Origin of the sequence: Aeromicrobium sp. MLTX1 (assembly GCF_046452335.1) — a bacterium.
Classification (GTDB): Bacteria; Actinomycetota; Actinomycetes; order Propionibacteriales; family Nocardioidaceae; genus Aeromicrobium.
On the sequence record NZ_JBKFDN010000002.1, the window covers coordinates 498,194 to 515,112 of the forward strand.

Here is a 16,919-nt window from a genome sequence, read left to right on the forward strand (position 1 = left end):
CTCGACACTGAAGGAGCCGGTGGGGCCCGGTCGAACGGCCGGGCCCCGCCGCCTGCCAGGAGGAGGATCACGCATGAGGAGGGAACGATGAGCACGCAGACGATGACACGCAGGGTCGGGCCGTACGCCCTGCTGGTGCCGTCGCTGGTGATCCTGGCGGTCGCCATGGGCTACCCCCTCGTCCGCCAGGTCGTGATGTCGTTCCAGGAGTACGGCCGGGCCCAGCAGTTCGGCCAGCCGGCGCCCTTCGTCGGTCTGGACAACTACGTCGACCTGTTCACCGACGCCCAGATGTGGGCGGTGGTCGGCCGGTCGCTGGCCTTCTGCGCCGTCAACGTGGCCGTCACGATGCTGCTCGGCATCGCGATCGCCCTGCTGCTGCGACGCGTGTCCCGCGGCCCCCGGCTGACGCTCCAGATCGCGATGCTGCTCGCGTGGGCGATGCCGGTGATCGCCGCGATGACCTCGTGGCAGTGGCTCTTCGACACCCGGTACGGCGTCATCAACTGGACGCTCGTCCGGCTCGGCTTCGAGTCCTTCGAGGGTCACAACTGGCTGACGAACCCGTGGTCGTTCTACTTCGTCGCCACCGTGATCGTCGTGTGGATGAGCGTGCCGTTCGTGATGTTCACCGTCTACGCGGCGCTCACCCAGGTGTCCGAGGACGCGCTCGAGGCCGGCGAGCTGGACGGCGCGAGCCCGTGGCAGCGGTTCCGGCACATCGTCTACCCCACGATCCGCCCCGTCCTGACGATCACGCTGCTGCTGCAGGTCGTGTGGGACCTGCGCGTGTTCGCCCAGATCTACTACCTCCAGGGCGTCGGCGGCACCCCGAGCAAGACGCACCTGCTCGGCACGTACATCTACACGCTCGGCATCGGCCAGAGCGACTACGGCATGGCGTCCGCGCTGGCGATGTTCGTCCTGGTGCTGACGCTCGTCCTGACCGCCGGCTACGTCCGCGCCCTGCTGAGGGAGTCCCGATGAGCCGCACCCTGAGCCGACGCCTCTGGGGCGCCCTGGCGATCGTGATCGCGGTCGTCTGGGTGTTCCCCGTCTACTGGATCCTCAACAGCGCGTTCCAGCCGGCCGACCGGCTGCGTTCCCCCGAGCCCGCCTGGTTCCCGCGCGACCTCACCGGCTCGGGTTTCGCCCGGGTCTTCGACGACGCGTTCCTCGACTCGTTCAAGCTGAGCATCACCGTCACACTGCTCGCCGTCGTGTGCGCCGGGCTGTGCGCGTTCCTCGGCGCCGTCGCGATCTCGCGCTTCCGCTTCCGCGGGCGCGTCCAGTTCATCCTCGTGGTCCTGGCGATCCAGATGATCCCGCCCGAGGCGCTGTTCATCAGCCAGTACAAGATGCTCGGCGACGCCGGGCTCTACAACACCGTCGGCGGTCTCGGGCTGCTCTACGTCGCGATGATCCTGCCGTTCACGATCTGGATGCTGCGCGGCTTCGCCGACGGCGTGCCGATCGACCTCGAGGAGGCGGCCATGGTCGACGGCTGCAGCCGCACCCGCGCGTTCTTCACCATCACCTTCCCCCTGCTCGCGCCCGGCCTGGTCGCAGCCAGCGTGTACGGCTTCCTCCAGGCGTGGAACGAGTTCACCCTCGCGGTCGTCGTGATGGATCCGTCCAACCGCACCCTGCCGCTGTGGCTGCGCGGCCTGTCCGACGTCTCGAACGAGGCCATCGACTGGCCCGGCGTCATGGCCGGCGCGACGATGGTCGCGGTCCCGGTCATCGTGTTCTTCATGATCGTGCAGGGCCGGATGACGTCCGGCCTCGTCTCGGGGGCGGTGAAGGGATGAGCGACTCCGTGCGCGCCGACGCCCATGGCGTGATGCTGGCGGCCTTCCACGGTCCCGAGGTGCCCGCGTGGCTCGGCCCGGCGTTCGGGAGCGGCTTGGCCGGGATCTGTCTCTACGGGGACAACCTGCCGGCCGACGGCGATGTCCGACCGGTCGCTCGCGCCGTCGCGGCGCTCGATCCGACGCGGGTCCTGGCGCTCGACGAGGAGGGTGGAGACGTCACCCGGCTGCACATGACCGCCGGCAGCCCCCATCCCGGCAACGCCGCGCTCGGTGTCGCGGACGACGTGGAGCTCACGCGCACGATCGCCACCGGCATCGGCGCGGAGCTGCGGGAGGCGGGCGTGTGGCTCGACCTCGCGCCGTGCGCGGACGCGAACAGCAACCCGGCCAACCCCGTCATCGGCACCCGCAGCTTCGGCGCCGACCCGGACCTGGTGGCCCGCCACGTCGCCGCGTTCGTCGAGGGTCTCGCCACGGCGGGCGTCGCGGCCAGCGTGAAGCACTTCCCCGGCCACGGGGACACGAGCGCCGACTCCCACCTCACGCTCCCCCGCGTCGACGCGCCCGCCGAGGTCCTGCACGAGCGCGAGCTCGTGCCGTTCCGTGCGGCGATCGCGGCCGGCGCGGCCTCGATCATGACCTCGCACGTCGTGCTGGCCGCCTTCGACCCCGAGCGACCCGCCACCCTCAGCCCGGCCGTCCTCACCGGACTGCTCCGCGAGGAGCTCGGCTACGACGGGGTCATCGTCAGCGACGCCCTCGACATGGCGGGCGCGAGCGGCACGCTCGGGCTCGGCGGAGCCGCCGTCGCGTCCCTCGCCGCCGGCGCCGACCTGCTGTGCCTCGGACCGGAGTCGTCCGACGAGCCCCGTGCGCTCGCGGAGGCCGTCGACGCCGTCGTGGCGGCCGTCGAGTCGGGGGCACTGGACCGCCATCGGCTGCGCGACGCGGCCGAGCGGGTCGAGCGGCTGCGCGCCACGTGGTCGCAGCGGCCCCCTGCCGCGCCGGACTCGGTCGAGGCCGGTCGGGTGGCCGCCGAGAAGGTCGCGACCGAGGTCGTGTCGCGGCTCGGCGTCGCTCCCCTGCACGGCCGCGCCACCGTCGTGCGCATCGACACCGGGACGAACCCGGCCGTCGGCTGGACCGACTGGGGCCGCCTCGACGTCGACGCCGAGGTCGTCGACCTGACCGCGCGGGACCTCGACGGCGTCGGGCCCTTCGGCGGCGAGGTCCTCGTGGTCACCCGTCGCGCCACGGCCCATCCAGACGTCTGGTCGTGGGTCTCGCGGCAGCTCGAGGCGAACCCCCAGGCCCGGCTCGTCGAGCTGGCGTGGCCCGATCCGCGGCTCGCCGGGCACTCTGACGTCCTGTGCACGATGGGCTCGTCCGCCGCACTGCTGTCGGCCCTGTCGCGAGCCCTGAGGGGTGAGGCCTCGTGACCCCGATCCTCGTCGGCCTCGACATCGGCGGCACGTCGGTCAAGGCCGTGGCGGTCTCCCCCGCCGACCCCACCGGACCCGCGCTGGCCGAGGTGCGTCACCGCACCGAGCCCGGCGAGGCCGGCATCCGTGCCGGGATCGCCGCCGCCGTGCAGTCCCTCGCGGCCGAGGTCGGCCCCGACGCGGAGGTGACCGGCATCGGCGTCGGCATCCCCGGCTTCGTCAGTCACGGCGCTGTGTCGCACGCCGTGAACCTCGGTCTCGGCGCCGAGCCGCTCGACCTGCTCCCGACCCTGCGCTCGCTGACATCCGGTCCCGTGGGGGTCGAGAACGACGTCAACACCGCCGCGCTCGGCGCCGGTGGCTGGGTGGCGCGCCACGACCCCGGCATCGACGACTACGCCCTGCTGAACGTCGGCACGGGCCTCGCGGCAGGACTCGTCCTCGACGGCCGGCTGCGCGCCGGCGCCACGGGGATGGCCGGCGAGATCGGCCACCTGGTCTTCGACCGCAGCGGTCCGGTCTGCCCGTGCGGGCAGACCGGCTGCCTGGAGCTCTACGCCTCGGGCAGTGGCATGCGGAGGACGTGGACCGGCACCGCGCGCCAGCTGCTCGACGCCGCGGCGGCGGGCGACCCCGTCGCCGTCCGCACGGCCGCCGACCTCACCGCGGGCATTGCGCACGCGATCACGCTGCTGGCCTACGCGCCCGACGTCGCCCTGATCCTCGTCACGGGCGGGGTCGTCTCCCGCAACCCTGCGCTGCGCCGGGCCGTGACCGCCCGACTCGACCACGACGACCACACGGTCGTCGGTCGCGCCGTCCCTGTCGCCGACCGGGTGCGCTGGCTGCCCGAGGACGTGGCCGTCGGCACCCGCGGCGCCGCGCTCCTCGTGGCCGAGGGGGTGCGCGTCTGATGGAGGTCGTCATCACGTCCAGTCCGGGCGAGGTCGCCGCGGACGCGATCTCCGGACACGTGCGCCCCGGGGCGGTGCTGGGCCTGGCGACGGGCTCGTCGCCGCTACCGGTCTACGAGGAGCTGCTCCGCCGGCGCGACGCGGGCACCCTGTCGTTCGACGGCGTGCGCGCGTTCACGCTCGACGAGTACCTCGGCCTGCCGCGGTCGCATCCGCAGAGCTACCACTCGGTCATCCGGCGGGACTTCACCGATCGCGCCGGGATCGAGGTCGACGGGCCCGACGGCGAGGCGACGGACGTCCCGGCCGAGGCGGCGCGGTACGAGGCCGCCATCGCGGCGGCCGGCGGCATCGACGTCCAGCTGCTCGGCATCGGCACGGACGGCCACATCGGCTTCAACGAGCCGGGCTCCTCGCTCGCATCGCGCACGCGGACCAAGACGCTCACCCCGCAGACGCGGCAGGACAACGCGCGCTTCTTCGACTCACCCGACGACGTGCCCGTGCACGTGCTGACGCAGGGCCTCGGCACGATCCTCGACGCGCGCCACGTGGTGCTCGTGGCCACCGGAGCGGCGAAGGCCGATGCCGTCGCGGCGGCGGTGGAGGGCCCCGTGAGCGCGTTCTGCCCCGCCTCGGTGCTCCAGCTGCATCCGCACGTGACGTTCGTCGTCGACCCCGACGCGGCGGCCGAGCTGCGGCTCCTCGACTACTACCGCTTCACCGTGGCGCACAAGCCGGACTGGCAGCCGTGGTGACCATGACCTCGACGAAGGGAGCAGCACCGTGGCATCGGTGACGTTCGACCAGGCGACCCGCATCTTCGACGGCCAGGAGCGGCCGACCGTGGACACGATGGACCTGGCCATCGAGGACGGCGAGTTCCTCGTGCTGGTCGGTCCGTCCGGCTGCGGCAAGTCCACGACCCTGCGCATGCTGGCGGGGCTCGAGGACGTCGACTCCGGTCGCGTCCTCATCGGCGACCGCGACGTGACGCGCCTGGCGCCGAAGGACCGCGACATCGCCATGGTCTTCCAGAACTACGCGCTCTACCCGCACATGACCGTGGCCGAGAACATGGGCTTCGCACTCAAGATCGCGGGGATCCCGAAGGCCGAGGTGCGCACCCGCGTGGAGGAGGCGGCCGCGATCCTCGACCTCGTGCCCTACCTCGACCGCAAGCCCAAGGCGCTGTCCGGCGGCCAGCGGCAGCGCGTGGCGATGGGACGCGCGATCGTCCGCTCGCCCCAGGTGTTCCTCATGGACGAGCCGCTGTCGAACCTCGACGCCAAGCTGCGCGTGCAGACCCGCACCCAGATCGCCGCGCTCCAGCGGCGCCTCGGCACGACGACCGTCTACGTCACCCACGACCAGGTCGAGGCCATGACGATGGGCGACCGCGTCGCGGTCATGGAGGCCGGGGTCCTCCAGCAGGTGGCGACGCCGCGCGAGATCTACGACCACCCCACGAACGTCTTCGTCGCCGGCTTCCTCGGCTCCCCGGCGATGAACCTGCTCGACCTGCCCGTAGTCGACGGCGGCGTGCGACTGGGCGACGCCGTCGTGCCGATCGAGCGCTCGGTCCTCGCGCACGCCGGTCCGGTCGTCACGGTCGGCGTGCGGCCGGAGAACCTCGGCATCAGCGAGCAGGGGCTGCCGATCACCGTCTCGGTCGTCGAGGAGACGGGCGCCGACGCGTACCTCTACGGGCACACCGATAACCTCACGGACAACCTCGTCGCGCGCACCGACTGGCGCAACCCGCCGGAGAAGGGCAGCGAGATCCGGCTGTCCCCGCTGGACCTCTCGCAGGTGCACGTGTTCGACCCGACGACGGGCGGCCGGCTCTGATTTGACAACCGTTCTCATTCGTCTTGAGAATGGTTGTCATGAAGCTGCTCGCCGGTGCCGCCTGCACCGCCCTCCTCGCCGGAACCCTCGTCGCCTGCGCCGGAGCGGGTGACGACGACGGACGCACCTCGGTCGTCGCGTCGTTCTACCCCGCCGCCTTCCTCGCCGAGCGCATCGGCGGCGAGAGCGTCTCCGTCGAGACCCTGACCTCCCCCGGCGCCGAGGCGCACGACCTCGAGCTCACCGCCAAGCAGGTCGTCGACGTCAACGAGGCCGACGTCGTCGTCTACCTCACCCACTTCCAGGAGGCCGTCGACCACGCCGTCGAGGACGCCGACCGCGACTCCGCCACCACGGTCGACATGGCCGCCGGTGTCGAGGAGATCGCCGACGAGGAGGACCACGACCACGACCACGGCGACGAGGAGGGTCACGACCACGAGGGGCACGACCACGACCACGGCGGCATCGACCCGCACGTGTGGCTCGACCCCGCGAACATGGTGACCGCCGCCGAGGGCGTGCGCGACGCTCTCGTCGAGGCCGATCCCGACCAGGCCTCCACCTTCGAGGCGAACGCCGACGAGCTGATCGCCGAGCTCGAGGCGCTCGACGCCGACTTCACGAAGGGTCTCGCCTCGTGCGAGCGCACCGAGTTCGTCACGTCGCACGCGGCGTTCGGCCACCTGGCGCACGCGTACGACCTCACGCAGGTGCCGATCAGCGGCATCGACCCGCAGTCCGAGCCCACCACGGCGGCCCTCGCGGAGATCACCGAGCAGGTCAAGGAGCACGGTCTGACGACCGTGTTCACCGAGCGACTGGCGTCGTCGGCGCTCGCCGAGACGGTCGCCCGCGAGACCGGCGCGGCCACCGCCGTGCTCGACCCGATCGAGGGCCTGTCGGACGAGACGGCCGACGAGGACTACGTTTCCCTCATGAGGCAGAACCTCGACGCACTGGTGAAGGCGAACGGCTGCCAGTGACCGACCCCTCCATCCCCGTCATCGACGCCACGGGCGTCCGGGTCGACCTCGCCGGCACTCAAGTGCTGCGCGGGGTCGACCTGCGCGTCATGCCGGGCGAGTTCGTGACCATCCTCGGCGCGAACGGCTCGGGCAAGTCCACGCTCGTCCGCGCGCTCGTCGGGCTGCTGCCGCACCGCGGCTCGGTCCAGCTCTTCGGCACGCCCCTCGACGAGTTCCGCGACCACCAGCGCGTCGGGTACATGGCCCAGCGCCCCGAGGTGTTCTCCGGCGTCCCGGCCACCGTCACCGAGGTCGTCGTGAGCGGCGCATTGTCGCGCCGGCCGCGCTTCGGCTGGCCGTCGCGGGCCGACCGGGCCGCCGCGGCCGAGCTCATCCAGCGCGTGGGCCTCGCCCACCTCGCGAAGCGGCCCCTGACCCACCTGTCCGGTGGCCAGCAGCAGCGGGCGCACATCGCCCGCGCCCTGGTCGCCGATCCCGACCTCGTCGTCATGGACGAGCCGATGGCGGGCATCGACGCGCACAGCGCGGAGGTCTTCGCCGACCTGCTGGGCGAGCTCGACGAGCGCGGCACCGCGATCGTCATGGTCGCCCACGAGCTCGGCCCGCTGGCTCCGCTCGTCGACCGCGCCGTGCACCTGGACTCCGGACTGGTCGAGTACGAGGGACCGGCCCAGGGGCCCGGCACGCACGACCACGCCCACGATCACGCGCACAGCAGCGAGCCCGCCGTGACGCGTCCCGTGCCCGCCGAGGGACCGCTCCCGGGAGGCACCGCATGAGCGTCCTCTCGTACTCCTTCATGCAATACGCACTGGTGGCGGCGATCGTCACGGGCCTGTCGGCACCAGCCGTGGGCACGTTCGTCGTCCAGCGACGGCTCGCCCTGCTCGGCGACGGTCTGGGTCACGTGGCGCTCACCGGTGTCGCCCTCGGCCTGCTGACGGGCGTCGCTCCGCTGACCACCGCGATCGTCGTGGCCGTCGGCGGCGCGATCCTGCTCGAGATCCTGCGCAGCGTAGGCCGCACCAGCGGCGACCTCGCACTGGCGATGCTGTTCTACGGAGGTCTCGCGGGCGGCGTGCTGCTGACGAACCTCGCGGGTGAGTCCGCCGCCACGCTGAACCAGTACCTCTTCGGCTCGATCATCACGATGAGCCGCACCGATCTGGTGATCGTGGTCGCGCTCGGTCTCGTCGTGATCGCCACGACGATCGCCCTGCGGCCGCAGCTGTTCGCCGTCTGCCAGGACGAGTCCCAGGCGCGCGTCATGGGCATCCCGGTACGGCTGTACGGCATGCTCATCGCCGTCCTCGCCGCGGTCACGATCACCGTCGCGATGCGCACGGTGGGGCTGCTGCTGGTCTCGGCGCTCATGGTCGTGCCGGTCGCGGCCTCCCAGCAGGTCACGCGCAGCTTCCGCGCCACCCACCTCGCAGCCATGGCGATCGGTCTGTTCTCGGCGGTCACCGGGCTGCTCGTGAGCTACCAGATCGACACCCAGCCGGGCCCCACGATCGTCGTGATCGCCCTCGCCGTGTTCGTCGTGACCGCCCTGGCCCACGCTCTGACGCACGTCCGCACCCGACAGGAGGCACCTCGTGGTTGAGGCACCCCGCAACACCCGCCAGCGGCGGGCCGTCGCCGAGCTCATGGAGGACCTCGACGGGTTCTCCTCCGCGCAGCAGATCCACGCGATGCTCGCGTCGCGCGGTGAGAACGTCGGCCTGTCCACGGTCTACCGCACGCTGCAGGCGCTGGCCGACGCCGAGGAGATCGACGCGCTGCGCTCCGACGACGGCGAGACGCTCTACCGCCAGTGCAGCCGCGGACACCACCACCACCTCGTGTGCCGCGCGTGCGGTCGCACGGTGGAGGTCGAGGGCCCCACGGTCGAGCGCTGGGCCGACCGGGTCGCCGAGGAGAACGGCTTCGCCGACGTCTCCCACACACTGGAGATCTTCGGCACCTGCGGATCATGCAGGTCCTGAGCCGGTCCGAGTGGCTGCCGCTCGCCGAGGCGCACCGCGAGCGCGCCCGGCGGCACACGGCACCACACCTGGCTCGGCGGGCCTACGGCGAGAAGCACCCCGTCGCGGACTTCCTGTTCGAGTACTACAACCTGTCCCCCGGCGCCCTCGAGCGCTGGCACCCGGGGCTGGGCGTCGGTCTCGTCGACGCTCCCGAGTACGCCGCGCTCGGGGCCTACGTCGAGTCCGACGGCGTCACGACGGTGGACGCCTCCCGGCTGGAGAAGCGGCTGTCGGGGCTGCGGTGGACGCGCGAGCTCCTGTCGCGGACGGCCGCCCGTTCCCCGCGCACCGGTTGCTTCGGGCTGCACGAGTGGGCGATGGTCTACCGCGACGCCGACGACCGACGCCATCCCGCTCCCCTGCGACTCGGCGCCGCCGGCACGGACGAGGTCGTGGAGTCGAACCGGCTCGTCTGCACGCACGTGGACGCGTTCCGCTTCTTCACCGACGAGGCGCGCCCGCTGAACGTCGAGGTGCTCGGTCGCGAGCACCAGCTCGACCGCGAGCAGCCCGGCTGCCTGCACGCCACCATGGACCTCTACCGGATCGCGTTCCGGCTGCTGCCGTTCGTCGAGGCCACGATCGTCCTCGACACGTTCGAGCTCGCGCTGGCGGTGCGCGAGGTCGACATGAAGGCGTCCCCCTACAACCTCGCCGATCTTGGCTACGAGCCCATCCGCATCGAGACGCCCGAGGGCAAGGCCGAGTACGTCCGCCGCCAGCGCGGGTTCACCGAGGCCGCCGCCCCACTGCGTGCGCGGCTCCTCGAGCACGTCGAGCAGCTGCTCCACCAGCCGACTATCGTCAACCCGTGACGACCCCGACGATCACCGCCCGTCCCGGCCCCGCGCTCAGTGCCCGCGAGGTCTACGAGATCTGGCGCATCCGCGACGTCGTCTTCGCGGTCGAGCAGCAGTGCGACGAGCCGGACGTCGACGGCGTCGACCTGGCCGACGACTGCACGCACCTGTGGATCGCGGACGCGAACGGCTTCGTCCAGTCGTACCTGCGCACCTACCTGTCGAACGGCATCCGCAAGGTCGGCCGCGTCGCCACCCTGAAGGAGGCCCGCGGCCAGGGCCTCTCGGGCGCCCTCGTCCGCGAGGTCGTGAAGCGCTGGGGCGACACCGAGATCCGGCTCGGCGCCCAGGCCTACCTCGAGGACTGGTACGGCTCGTTCGGCTTCGTCACCACCGGCCCGCACTTCATGGAGGCCGGCATCGACCACGTCCCCATGACCCGGCAGGCGACTCCGTAGATGGAGGCGCGCGTGCCCCGGGCCCTCGTCGTCGGCGAGGCGCTGGTGGACGTCACGCGCAGGGCCGACGGTAGCGTCGCGGAGCATCCCGGCGGGTCCCCGCTCAACGTCGCGGTGACGATGGCGCGCCAAGGCATCGACACGACGCTCGCCGCGCACGTGGGCGACGACCACTTCGGCGACCTGATCCGCGCGCACCTCGCCGAGAGCGGCGTGACGCTGGCGAACGCGAACGCCTCGCTGCCCACCGCCTCGGCGACCGCGACGATCGGCGCCGACGGCGCGGCGACGTACGAGTTCGACCTTCGCTGGGACCCGGACGAGCTGCCCGTCCCGGAGGACTTCGACCTCGTCCACGTCGGCTCGATCGGCGCGTGGATGTCGCCCGGCGCCGACGTCGTCCTCGACCTCGTCCGGCGGGCCCACGCCGACGGTCAGGCCGTCGGGTTCGACCCCAATGTCCGGCCCGCACTCGCGCCTTCCGTCCCGCTGCTCCGCGAGCGCGTCCTCGAGCTCGCCGCCCTCAGCCGGTTCGTGAAGCTGAGCGACGAGGACGCCGACGTGCTCGCCGAGGACTCGGGAGGCCCGCTCTCGGTCCTGCGACTCCTGGCCGGTCATGGTCCCGCGCTGGCGGCCCTGACGCGGGGAGGCGACTCCGCGCTGCTGTGCTCCGGTCCCGACGAGGTCGAGGTGCGGGTCCCGGCGGTCGAGGTCGCCGACACCATCGGCGCCGGCGACACGTGGATGGGGACGCTGCTGGCCGAGCTGCTGCGGCGCGGTTGGGCCGACCGGACGTCGTTCGCCGCCGACGAGCTGGAGTCGCTCGGACAGGCCGCTGTCGCAGCCGCCGCGATCGCCGTCTCCCGCCCGGGCGCCGACCCGCCGTGGCGCGACGACTGACCGATTCCATCGGTAGCGTGCAGCGCATGGACATCAAGCTCGAGAACGTCGGCATCGCGGTCCGCGACCTCGAGGAGACGATCGCCTTCTTCACCGACCTGGGGCTGACGGTCCTCGGGCGCGACACCGTGAGTGGATCGTGGACCGACACGGCGGTCGGCCTCGACGGCAATCACGCCAACATCGCGATGCTCCAGACGCCGGACGGCCTCGGCCGGCTCGAGCTCTTCGAGTACCTCCACCCCGACGCGATCGAGACGGAGCCGACGCAGCCGAACGAGATCGGCATGCATCGCGTGGCGTTCTCCGTGCCGGACCTCGACGCGGCGCTCGAGATCGCGGCGCGTCACGGCTGCCACCCGCTGCGTGGCGTGGCGACCTACGAGGACATCTACCGGCTCACGTACGTCCGCGGACCGAGCGGCATCATCGTGATGCTCGCGCAGGACCTCCGGACGAGCTGATCAGCCGCCGAACTCCTGCTTCAGCGCGGCCAGGATCTCGGGCGCCGCGTCGAAGAACTGGTCCTGGGCCTCGTCGCCGATCTGCAGCAGCGCGAGGTCGGTGAAGCCCGCCTCGGCGAACGGCCGCACGGCCTCGACCACCGCGCCGACGTCGTTGCCGCACGCGATCTGGTCGGCGACGTCCTCCGGTCGCACGAACTGCGTGGCCGCGTCGAACGCCGACGGCCCGGGCAGCTCGGCGTTGACCTTCCACCCGCCGGCGAACCAGCGGAACTGCTCGTGGGCTCGCGTCACCGCTCGGTCACGGTCGGAGTCCCACGAGATCGGCAGCTGCCCGACCTTGCGCGCCGGGGCCTTCGTGCCGACCGCCTCGTCGTAGTTCGTGACGGCGTCGGCGTCGGGCTCGACCGCGATCATGAAGTCGCTCCACGGAGCCGCGACCTCGATCGACTGGGTCCGCTGACGGCGACGCCGATGGGCACCCGCGCGTCGGGCAGGTCCCAGAGCTTCGCCGAGTCGACCCGGTAGTGGTCGCCGACGAAGTTCACGTAGCCCCCGTCGAAGAGCTCGTTGATGATCTGGAGCGCCTCGGAGAAGGCCTCGTGACGCACGTTGACCGGGTCCCAGCCCTCGCCGATGACGTGCTCGTTCAGGTTCTCGCCCGCGCCCAGGCCGAGCGAGAACCGTCCCCCGCTCAGGACACCGAGGGTCGCGGCCTGCTGCGCGACGACCGTCGGGTGGTAGCGACCGATCGGGCACGTCACGTAGGTCATGAGCTCCAGCGCCTGCGTCGCCTGCGCGACCGCGCCGAGCGTCACCCACGCGTTCGGGCTGTGGCCCTGCTCGTCGAGCCACGGGTTGTAGTGGTCGCTCATGACGGCGAACGGGAACCCCACCTCCTCGGCCTTCCGGGCGTACGTCACCAGGCTCGTCGGCGGGGACTGCTCGCACATGAGGGTGCATCCGATGGAGAGACTCATGCCCGAGGTGTACCCGGGACGCCCTGGATCACTCCCCCTCCCCACTTTTGGAACGGGTTGCACCGTTCGTTCCCCCAGAACGGTTCAACGCGTTCCAAAAGTGCCGAGGGCTCGCGCCGAGGCGGCGGGTGCGTCAGACTCGCGGGGATGCGTTCCCGACTTCGAGCCTCGATGGGCACGGTGCTGGCCCTGGCGCTGCTCGCCGGCTGCAGCGGCGCGCAGGACGACGAGCCCGCGCCGAGCCCCTCCAGTGCGAGCCCCACCCCGACCGCGACGACGCCTGCTCCGTCGCCGACGGCAACGACTCCCGCTCCCCCGCCGGCCTCGCGGATCCGCGAGGTTCCCCCGGCGCAGTGGGACCGGATCGTCGCGGCCGGCATGGTGCGCCCGGAGTGCCCGATCCAGCGGCGTGAGCAGCTCCGCCGCGTCGACCTGAACTACGTGGACTTCGCGGACCGCACGCGTCGGGGTCACCTCATCGTGAACGCCGACGTGGCGCCGAGCATCCAGCGGATCTTCGACCGCCTCTTCGAGCGGAAGTTCCCGATCCGGAAGATGAAGGGCGTCGAGGCCTACGGCGGCGACGTGGCCAAGAGCCTGTCGGCGGACAACACCTCCGCCTTCAACTGCCGACGCGCCGACCAGATCAACGCGCCGTTCAAGGACTCTCCACACGCGAACGGGCGCGCCGTCGACATCAACCCACTCGAGAATCCGTGGATGGACCTGCGCTGCGACTGCTGGACGCCCTCGGCACGCCACGCCGAGCGCACGCCCGGCCGCGGCAAGATCCTCGAAAAGGGTCTGGTGTGGCGACTCTTCGACCGCGAGGGCTGGATCTGGCAGAACATCGACGTGCCCGACTACATGCACTTCGACACGGGCTACCCGTCGCGTCCCTTCTGACCCCGTGAGTTGACTCGGGGGTGAAGATTGACCCGTGCTCGGACTCGAGATGGTCGTCCTGCTGGGAGTCGCGCTCGTGGCGTGCGGCGCGCTCGCCAGCCGGTACCCGATCGCCCCCGCCATCCTGCTGGTCGTCGCCGGCGTGCTCATCGGGTTCGTCCCGCACCTGCGTCATGCGCACCTGCCGCCCGAGATCATCCTCCTGGTCTTCCTGCCCGCGCTGCTCTACTGGGAGAGCCTGACCACGTCGTTACGCGAGATCCGCAACAACCTGCGCGTCGTCGTCCTCACCAGCACGGCCCTCGTGGTGGCCACGGCGGGCGCGGTCGCCGCGACCGCGCACTACGTGCTCGGGATGTCGTGGGGGCCCGCGTGGGTCCTCGGCGCGGCGCTCGCGCCGACCGACGCCACCGCCGTCGGCGTCCTGGCCCGCAACCTGCCCCGCCGCACCGTCACCACTCTGCGCGCCGAGAGCCTCATCAACGACGGCACCGCGCTGGTCCTCTACGGGCTCGCGGTGGGCGTCACCGTCGGCGAAGAGCACCTGACCGGCCTCCACGTCACCTGGCTCGTCGTCCTGTCGTACGGCGGCGGCATCCTCGCCGGAGGTCTCGTCGGCCTGCTCAGCTGGCAGATCCGCCGCCGGATGGACGACCCGATGCTCGAGGGCATCGCCATCCTCGTGACCCCCTTCGCGGCCTTCCTCGCCGCCGAGTCGATCGAGGCCTCGGGCGTGCTGGCCGTGGTCGCGTGCGGGCTCTTCATGAGCCAGGTCGCGCCGCGGATCACCGGCGCCGCCACGCGGCACCTCGTCGTCCCGTTCTGGTCGCTCGCCACCACCGTGCTGAGCAGCGCCCTGTTCGTGCTCATCGGACTCGAGGCGCAGTCGGCGTTCCGTAGTCTCTCGAGCGAGTCGATGGGCCGGGCGCTGCTGGACACGCTCCTGATCGCCGTGGTGGTCATCGGCGTGCGGTGGATCTGGACCTACACGACGCCGTACGCGATCCGCACCGTCGACCGCCGTCCCTCGCAGCGCGAGCGCCGCGTCAGCGCCCGCCAGCGCACCGTGAACGCCACCGCCGGATTCCGCGGGGCGGTCTCGCTCGCAGCGATCCTCGCCGTGCCGCGCACCGTGGAGTCGGGCGCTCCGTTCCCCGACCGCGACCTCATCGTGCTGATCGCGTGCGGCGTCATCATGCTCAGCCTCCTCCAGGCGCTGCTGCTCCCGGCGATCGTCCGGTTCGCCCGGCTCCCCGCCGACGACTCGGTCGCCGAGGAGATCCAGCTCGCCGAGGTCTTCACCCTCGACGCGGCGATCGAGGCCATCGACGACACCGCCACCGAGCTCGGCGTCGGCGAGCTCGTGACGGCGCGGGTGCGGCACGAGCTCGACAAACAGCGCCGCCTCGTGGAGGCCGCAGGAGCCGACGGCGACCCGGTTGTCGAGCACGACGGCCAGTACACGAGCCTGTCGCTCGCCCTCCTCGCCCGCCGCCGTGACGCGCTCGTGCAGCTGCGCGACGAGCGGCGCATCGACGACATCGTCCTGCGCCAGGTCCAGGCCCGGCTCGACATCGAGGAGATCCGCTTCTCCCGCGCCGCTCCCCCGGAGTGACCCGGGCACGATGTGTAGCGGCATCCACCGTTTTCGAGCGGAACTGGCACGAATACGGTGGGCACCGCTACACATCTCGGTCGCGGGTCGCGACAACGGCGTAGAGGGTGACCGCGAAGACGAAGGAGCCGCGCGCGGCGCTCTCCTCGAGCGCGCGGCGCCACTCGACCTCGTCTCCGGCTGACGCGGCGCGGCGGGCGGCCGCCTCGACGACGAACGAGACCGGTGGCAGGTCGAGGTTGCGCGGGCGCAGCATGAGCACCTCGGTCGTGACGCGAGCGTCGACGAACCCGTGGCGCAGGACGAGGTCGAGCAGCTGCGCACCGGCCTCGGCGGACGTGACGCCGCCCCAGTCCTCGTGCCACGCGGCGGTGAGGTGCGGGTCCCCCGGCCACGTCGCGAGGGTGCGCCAATCAGTGTCGATGAGGCCGACGCGGCCGCCGGGCCGCAGGACGCGCGCCATCTCGGCCACTGCCACCGCGGGATCCGCGAGGTGCTGAAGCACCCGCTCGCTGCGGACGAGGTCGACGGACGCGTCGTCGACCGGGAGTGCCTCGGCCGATCCCTGCACGAATCGCGCAGGGTTGCGCGAGGCCTCGCCGCGGCGACGCGCCTCGGCCAGCATCGTCTCGCTCGGGTCCACACCCGTGGCCGACCCGGTCGGCGCGACCGACACTGCGAGACCCCGGATGTCCTCGCCGGTGCCGCAGCCCACGTCCAGGACCTGCATCCCCGGCAACGGGTCCAGCGCCTCCAGCAGCCACGCGTGCAGCCGCAGGATCGACGGCAGCTGCGCCTGCACGTCGAGCGCCATCAGCGCGGCCAGCTGCGCCTCGTCGGACGACGCGTCGACCGCGTGGAAGGACGGCGAGTCAGCGCTCATGGTCGGACTCCCTCCGCGCGGTGACCAGCCATGCGGCGGAGCCGAAGTCCACGCCGTCGGGTCCGGCGTGCTCGGCGAGGCTCTGGCGCAGTCGGCCGACCGCATCCTCGCGCTCGTCCTGAGGGAGCTCGTCCAGGAGCCATGAGAAGAGTCCGCGGAGGAAGTCGAGCGCGTCGTCCACGTCCTTGCCGAACCACTCGCGGCCCTCGAGACCCTCCACGGCCACCTGCGCCCACCCGGCGGTGCTAAGCACCTCGCGGATCCGCTCGGGTCGCGAGAGCGAGAACATCCCGGGAGCGTCGAGGTCCGCCGTGGGTCCGGGAGCCCCGCCGAGCACACCGAGCGTCCCGCCGATCCACTCGTTGCGGGCGGGCGGCTGCCACGTCAGCAGCACCAGGCGTCCACCCGGACGCGTGGCGGCGCGGAGGTTCTCGAACGCGGCGACCGGGTCGCCGAAGAACATCGAGCCGGTGCGCGAGAGGACGACGTCGAAGTGGTCCGGCTCGAACGCGTGCACCTGGGCGTCGGCGCGCACGAAGCCCACGTTGCGGAGTCCCTCGGCGTCCGCGCGGTGGCGAGCCACCTCGAGCAGCTCGCGCGACAGGTCCACGCCGAGCACGTCGCCGTCGAGGCTCGCACGGGCCGCACGGCGCGTCGTCAGGCCACCGCCGCAGCCCACGTCGAGCACCCGATCGCCCGGACGCACGTCCACGGCCGCCTCGAATCGGTCCTGGAAGTCGGCCACCGCGCGGTCGAACCGGTCCGCGTGAGCGGCCCAGTAGGCGCCGCCGGGACCGTCCCAGGACTCGGCCTGCGTCAGGTTCGTCTCGTGGACTATCGCGTGCCCTTCGCAGGATTCCATCGCCACCTCCG

General features: G+C 72.0%; 20 protein-coding genes. 16 read left to right on the plus strand and 4 right to left on the minus strand.

Annotated elements, in window-relative coordinates; genetic code table 11:
- Positions 1-87 precede the first annotated feature (87 nt).
- The 14 genes from ACK99Q_RS12930 to ACK99Q_RS12995 are packed head-to-tail and all read left to right on the plus strand — an operon-like array spanning position 88 to position 11,662.
- A complete protein-coding gene (locus tag ACK99Q_RS12930) occupies positions 88-987 on the plus strand; it encodes a carbohydrate ABC transporter permease (protein WP_410186530.1) in 900 nt (299 codons plus the stop codon).
- The gene (locus tag ACK99Q_RS12935; RefSeq protein WP_179424455.1) at positions 984-1,811 is read left to right on the plus strand and encodes a carbohydrate ABC transporter permease; all 828 of its coding nucleotides are present in this window, start codon (positions 984-986) and stop codon (positions 1,809-1,811) included. Before ACK99Q_RS12930 ends, ACK99Q_RS12935 begins: the two co-directional genes overlap by 4 nt.
- Complete coding sequence (locus tag ACK99Q_RS12940) at positions 1,808-3,253, plus strand: glycoside hydrolase family 3 N-terminal domain-containing protein (RefSeq protein WP_410186531.1); 1,446 nt, start codon at positions 1,808-1,810, stop codon at positions 3,251-3,253. Before ACK99Q_RS12935 ends, ACK99Q_RS12940 begins: the two co-directional genes overlap by 4 nt.
- A complete protein-coding gene (locus tag ACK99Q_RS12945; protein ID WP_410186532.1) occupies positions 3,250-4,170 on the plus strand; it encodes an ROK family protein in 921 nt (306 codons plus the stop codon). Before ACK99Q_RS12940 ends, ACK99Q_RS12945 begins: the two co-directional genes overlap by 4 nt.
- On the plus strand, positions 4,170-4,928 hold the full coding sequence (nagB, locus tag ACK99Q_RS12950) for a glucosamine-6-phosphate deaminase (RefSeq protein WP_410186533.1): 759 nt from the start codon (positions 4,170-4,172) through the stop codon (positions 4,926-4,928). The genes ACK99Q_RS12945 and nagB overlap by 1 nt, the downstream gene beginning before the upstream one ends.
- 28 nt (positions 4,929-4,956) lie before the next feature.
- Positions 4,957-6,021, plus strand: coding sequence for an ABC transporter ATP-binding protein (locus ACK99Q_RS12955; protein WP_410186534.1), 1,065 nt, complete (start codon positions 4,957-4,959; stop codon positions 6,019-6,021).
- Between the two features lie 38 nt (positions 6,022-6,059).
- Entirely contained in the window at positions 6,060-7,007 is a 948-nt protein-coding gene (locus tag ACK99Q_RS12960) for a metal ABC transporter substrate-binding protein (RefSeq protein WP_410186535.1), read from the plus strand.
- A complete protein-coding gene (locus tag ACK99Q_RS12965) occupies positions 7,004-7,789 on the plus strand; it encodes a metal ABC transporter ATP-binding protein (protein WP_410186536.1) in 786 nt (261 codons plus the stop codon). Before ACK99Q_RS12960 ends, ACK99Q_RS12965 begins: the two co-directional genes overlap by 4 nt.
- A complete protein-coding gene (locus ACK99Q_RS12970; RefSeq protein ID WP_410186537.1) occupies positions 7,786-8,616 on the plus strand; it encodes a metal ABC transporter permease in 831 nt (276 codons plus the stop codon). Before ACK99Q_RS12965 ends, ACK99Q_RS12970 begins: the two co-directional genes overlap by 4 nt.
- A 43-nt stretch (positions 8,617-8,659) precedes the next feature.
- Positions 8,660-8,998 (plus strand): transcriptional repressor, encoded by a 339-nt coding sequence (locus ACK99Q_RS12975; RefSeq protein ID WP_218846559.1) that lies wholly within the window; start codon positions 8,660-8,662, stop codon positions 8,996-8,998.
- Entirely contained in the window at positions 8,986-9,855 is an 870-nt protein-coding gene (locus ACK99Q_RS12980; protein ID WP_410186538.1) for a 3-methyladenine DNA glycosylase, read from the plus strand. The genes ACK99Q_RS12975 and ACK99Q_RS12980 overlap by 13 nt, the downstream gene beginning before the upstream one ends.
- Entirely contained in the window at positions 9,852-10,298 is a 447-nt protein-coding gene (locus ACK99Q_RS12985; protein ID WP_410186539.1) for a GNAT family N-acetyltransferase, read from the plus strand. The genes ACK99Q_RS12980 and ACK99Q_RS12985 overlap by 4 nt, the downstream gene beginning before the upstream one ends.
- A 12-nt stretch (positions 10,299-10,310) precedes the next feature.
- Positions 10,311-11,198 (plus strand): PfkB family carbohydrate kinase, encoded by an 888-nt coding sequence (locus ACK99Q_RS12990; RefSeq protein ID WP_410186540.1) that lies wholly within the window; start codon positions 10,311-10,313, stop codon positions 11,196-11,198.
- A 26-nt stretch (positions 11,199-11,224) separates the two neighbouring features.
- Positions 11,225-11,662: a VOC family protein gene (locus ACK99Q_RS12995; RefSeq protein ID WP_410186541.1), complete on the plus strand. Its 438-nt coding sequence runs from the start codon at positions 11,225-11,227 to the stop codon at positions 11,660-11,662.
- Here the strand turns inward: ACK99Q_RS12995 and ACK99Q_RS13000 are convergent, their stop codons facing one another.
- Together ACK99Q_RS13000 and ACK99Q_RS13005 are read right to left on the minus strand one after the other, a co-directional pair.
- Positions 11,663-12,079, minus strand: coding sequence for a hypothetical protein (locus ACK99Q_RS13000; RefSeq protein ID WP_410186542.1), 417 nt, complete (start codon positions 12,077-12,079; stop codon positions 11,663-11,665).
- Positions 12,076-12,642 carry a TIGR03557 family F420-dependent LLM class oxidoreductase gene (locus ACK99Q_RS13005; protein ID WP_410186543.1) on the minus strand — a complete coding sequence of 189 codons (567 nt, stop codon included), beginning with the start codon at positions 12,640-12,642 and terminating at the stop codon, positions 12,076-12,078. Before ACK99Q_RS13005 ends, ACK99Q_RS13000 begins: the two co-directional genes overlap by 4 nt.
- A gap of 147 nt (positions 12,643-12,789) precedes the next feature.
- On the opposite strand from ACK99Q_RS13005, the gene ACK99Q_RS13010 reads away from it, so the two are divergent.
- Both ACK99Q_RS13010 and ACK99Q_RS13015 read left to right on the plus strand, forming a co-directional pair.
- Entirely contained in the window at positions 12,790-13,548 is a 759-nt protein-coding gene (locus ACK99Q_RS13010) for a M15 family metallopeptidase (protein WP_410186544.1), read from the plus strand.
- Between the two features lie 34 nt (positions 13,549-13,582).
- A complete protein-coding gene (locus tag ACK99Q_RS13015) occupies positions 13,583-15,163 on the plus strand; it encodes a Na+/H+ antiporter (protein WP_410186545.1) in 1,581 nt (526 codons plus the stop codon).
- Between the two features lie 67 nt (positions 15,164-15,230).
- Here ACK99Q_RS13015 and ACK99Q_RS13020 read toward each other — a convergent pair whose 3' ends face one another.
- Together ACK99Q_RS13020 and ACK99Q_RS13025 are read right to left on the minus strand one after the other, a co-directional pair.
- Positions 15,231-16,046: a methyltransferase domain-containing protein gene (locus tag ACK99Q_RS13020; protein ID WP_410186546.1), complete on the minus strand. Its 816-nt coding sequence runs from the start codon at positions 16,044-16,046 to the stop codon at positions 15,231-15,233.
- The gene (locus ACK99Q_RS13025; protein WP_410186547.1) at positions 16,036-16,908 is read right to left on the minus strand and encodes a class I SAM-dependent methyltransferase; all 873 of its coding nucleotides are present in this window, start codon (positions 16,906-16,908) and stop codon (positions 16,036-16,038) included. The genes ACK99Q_RS13020 and ACK99Q_RS13025 overlap by 11 nt, the downstream gene beginning before the upstream one ends.
- Positions 16,909-16,919: the final 11 nt, after the last annotated feature.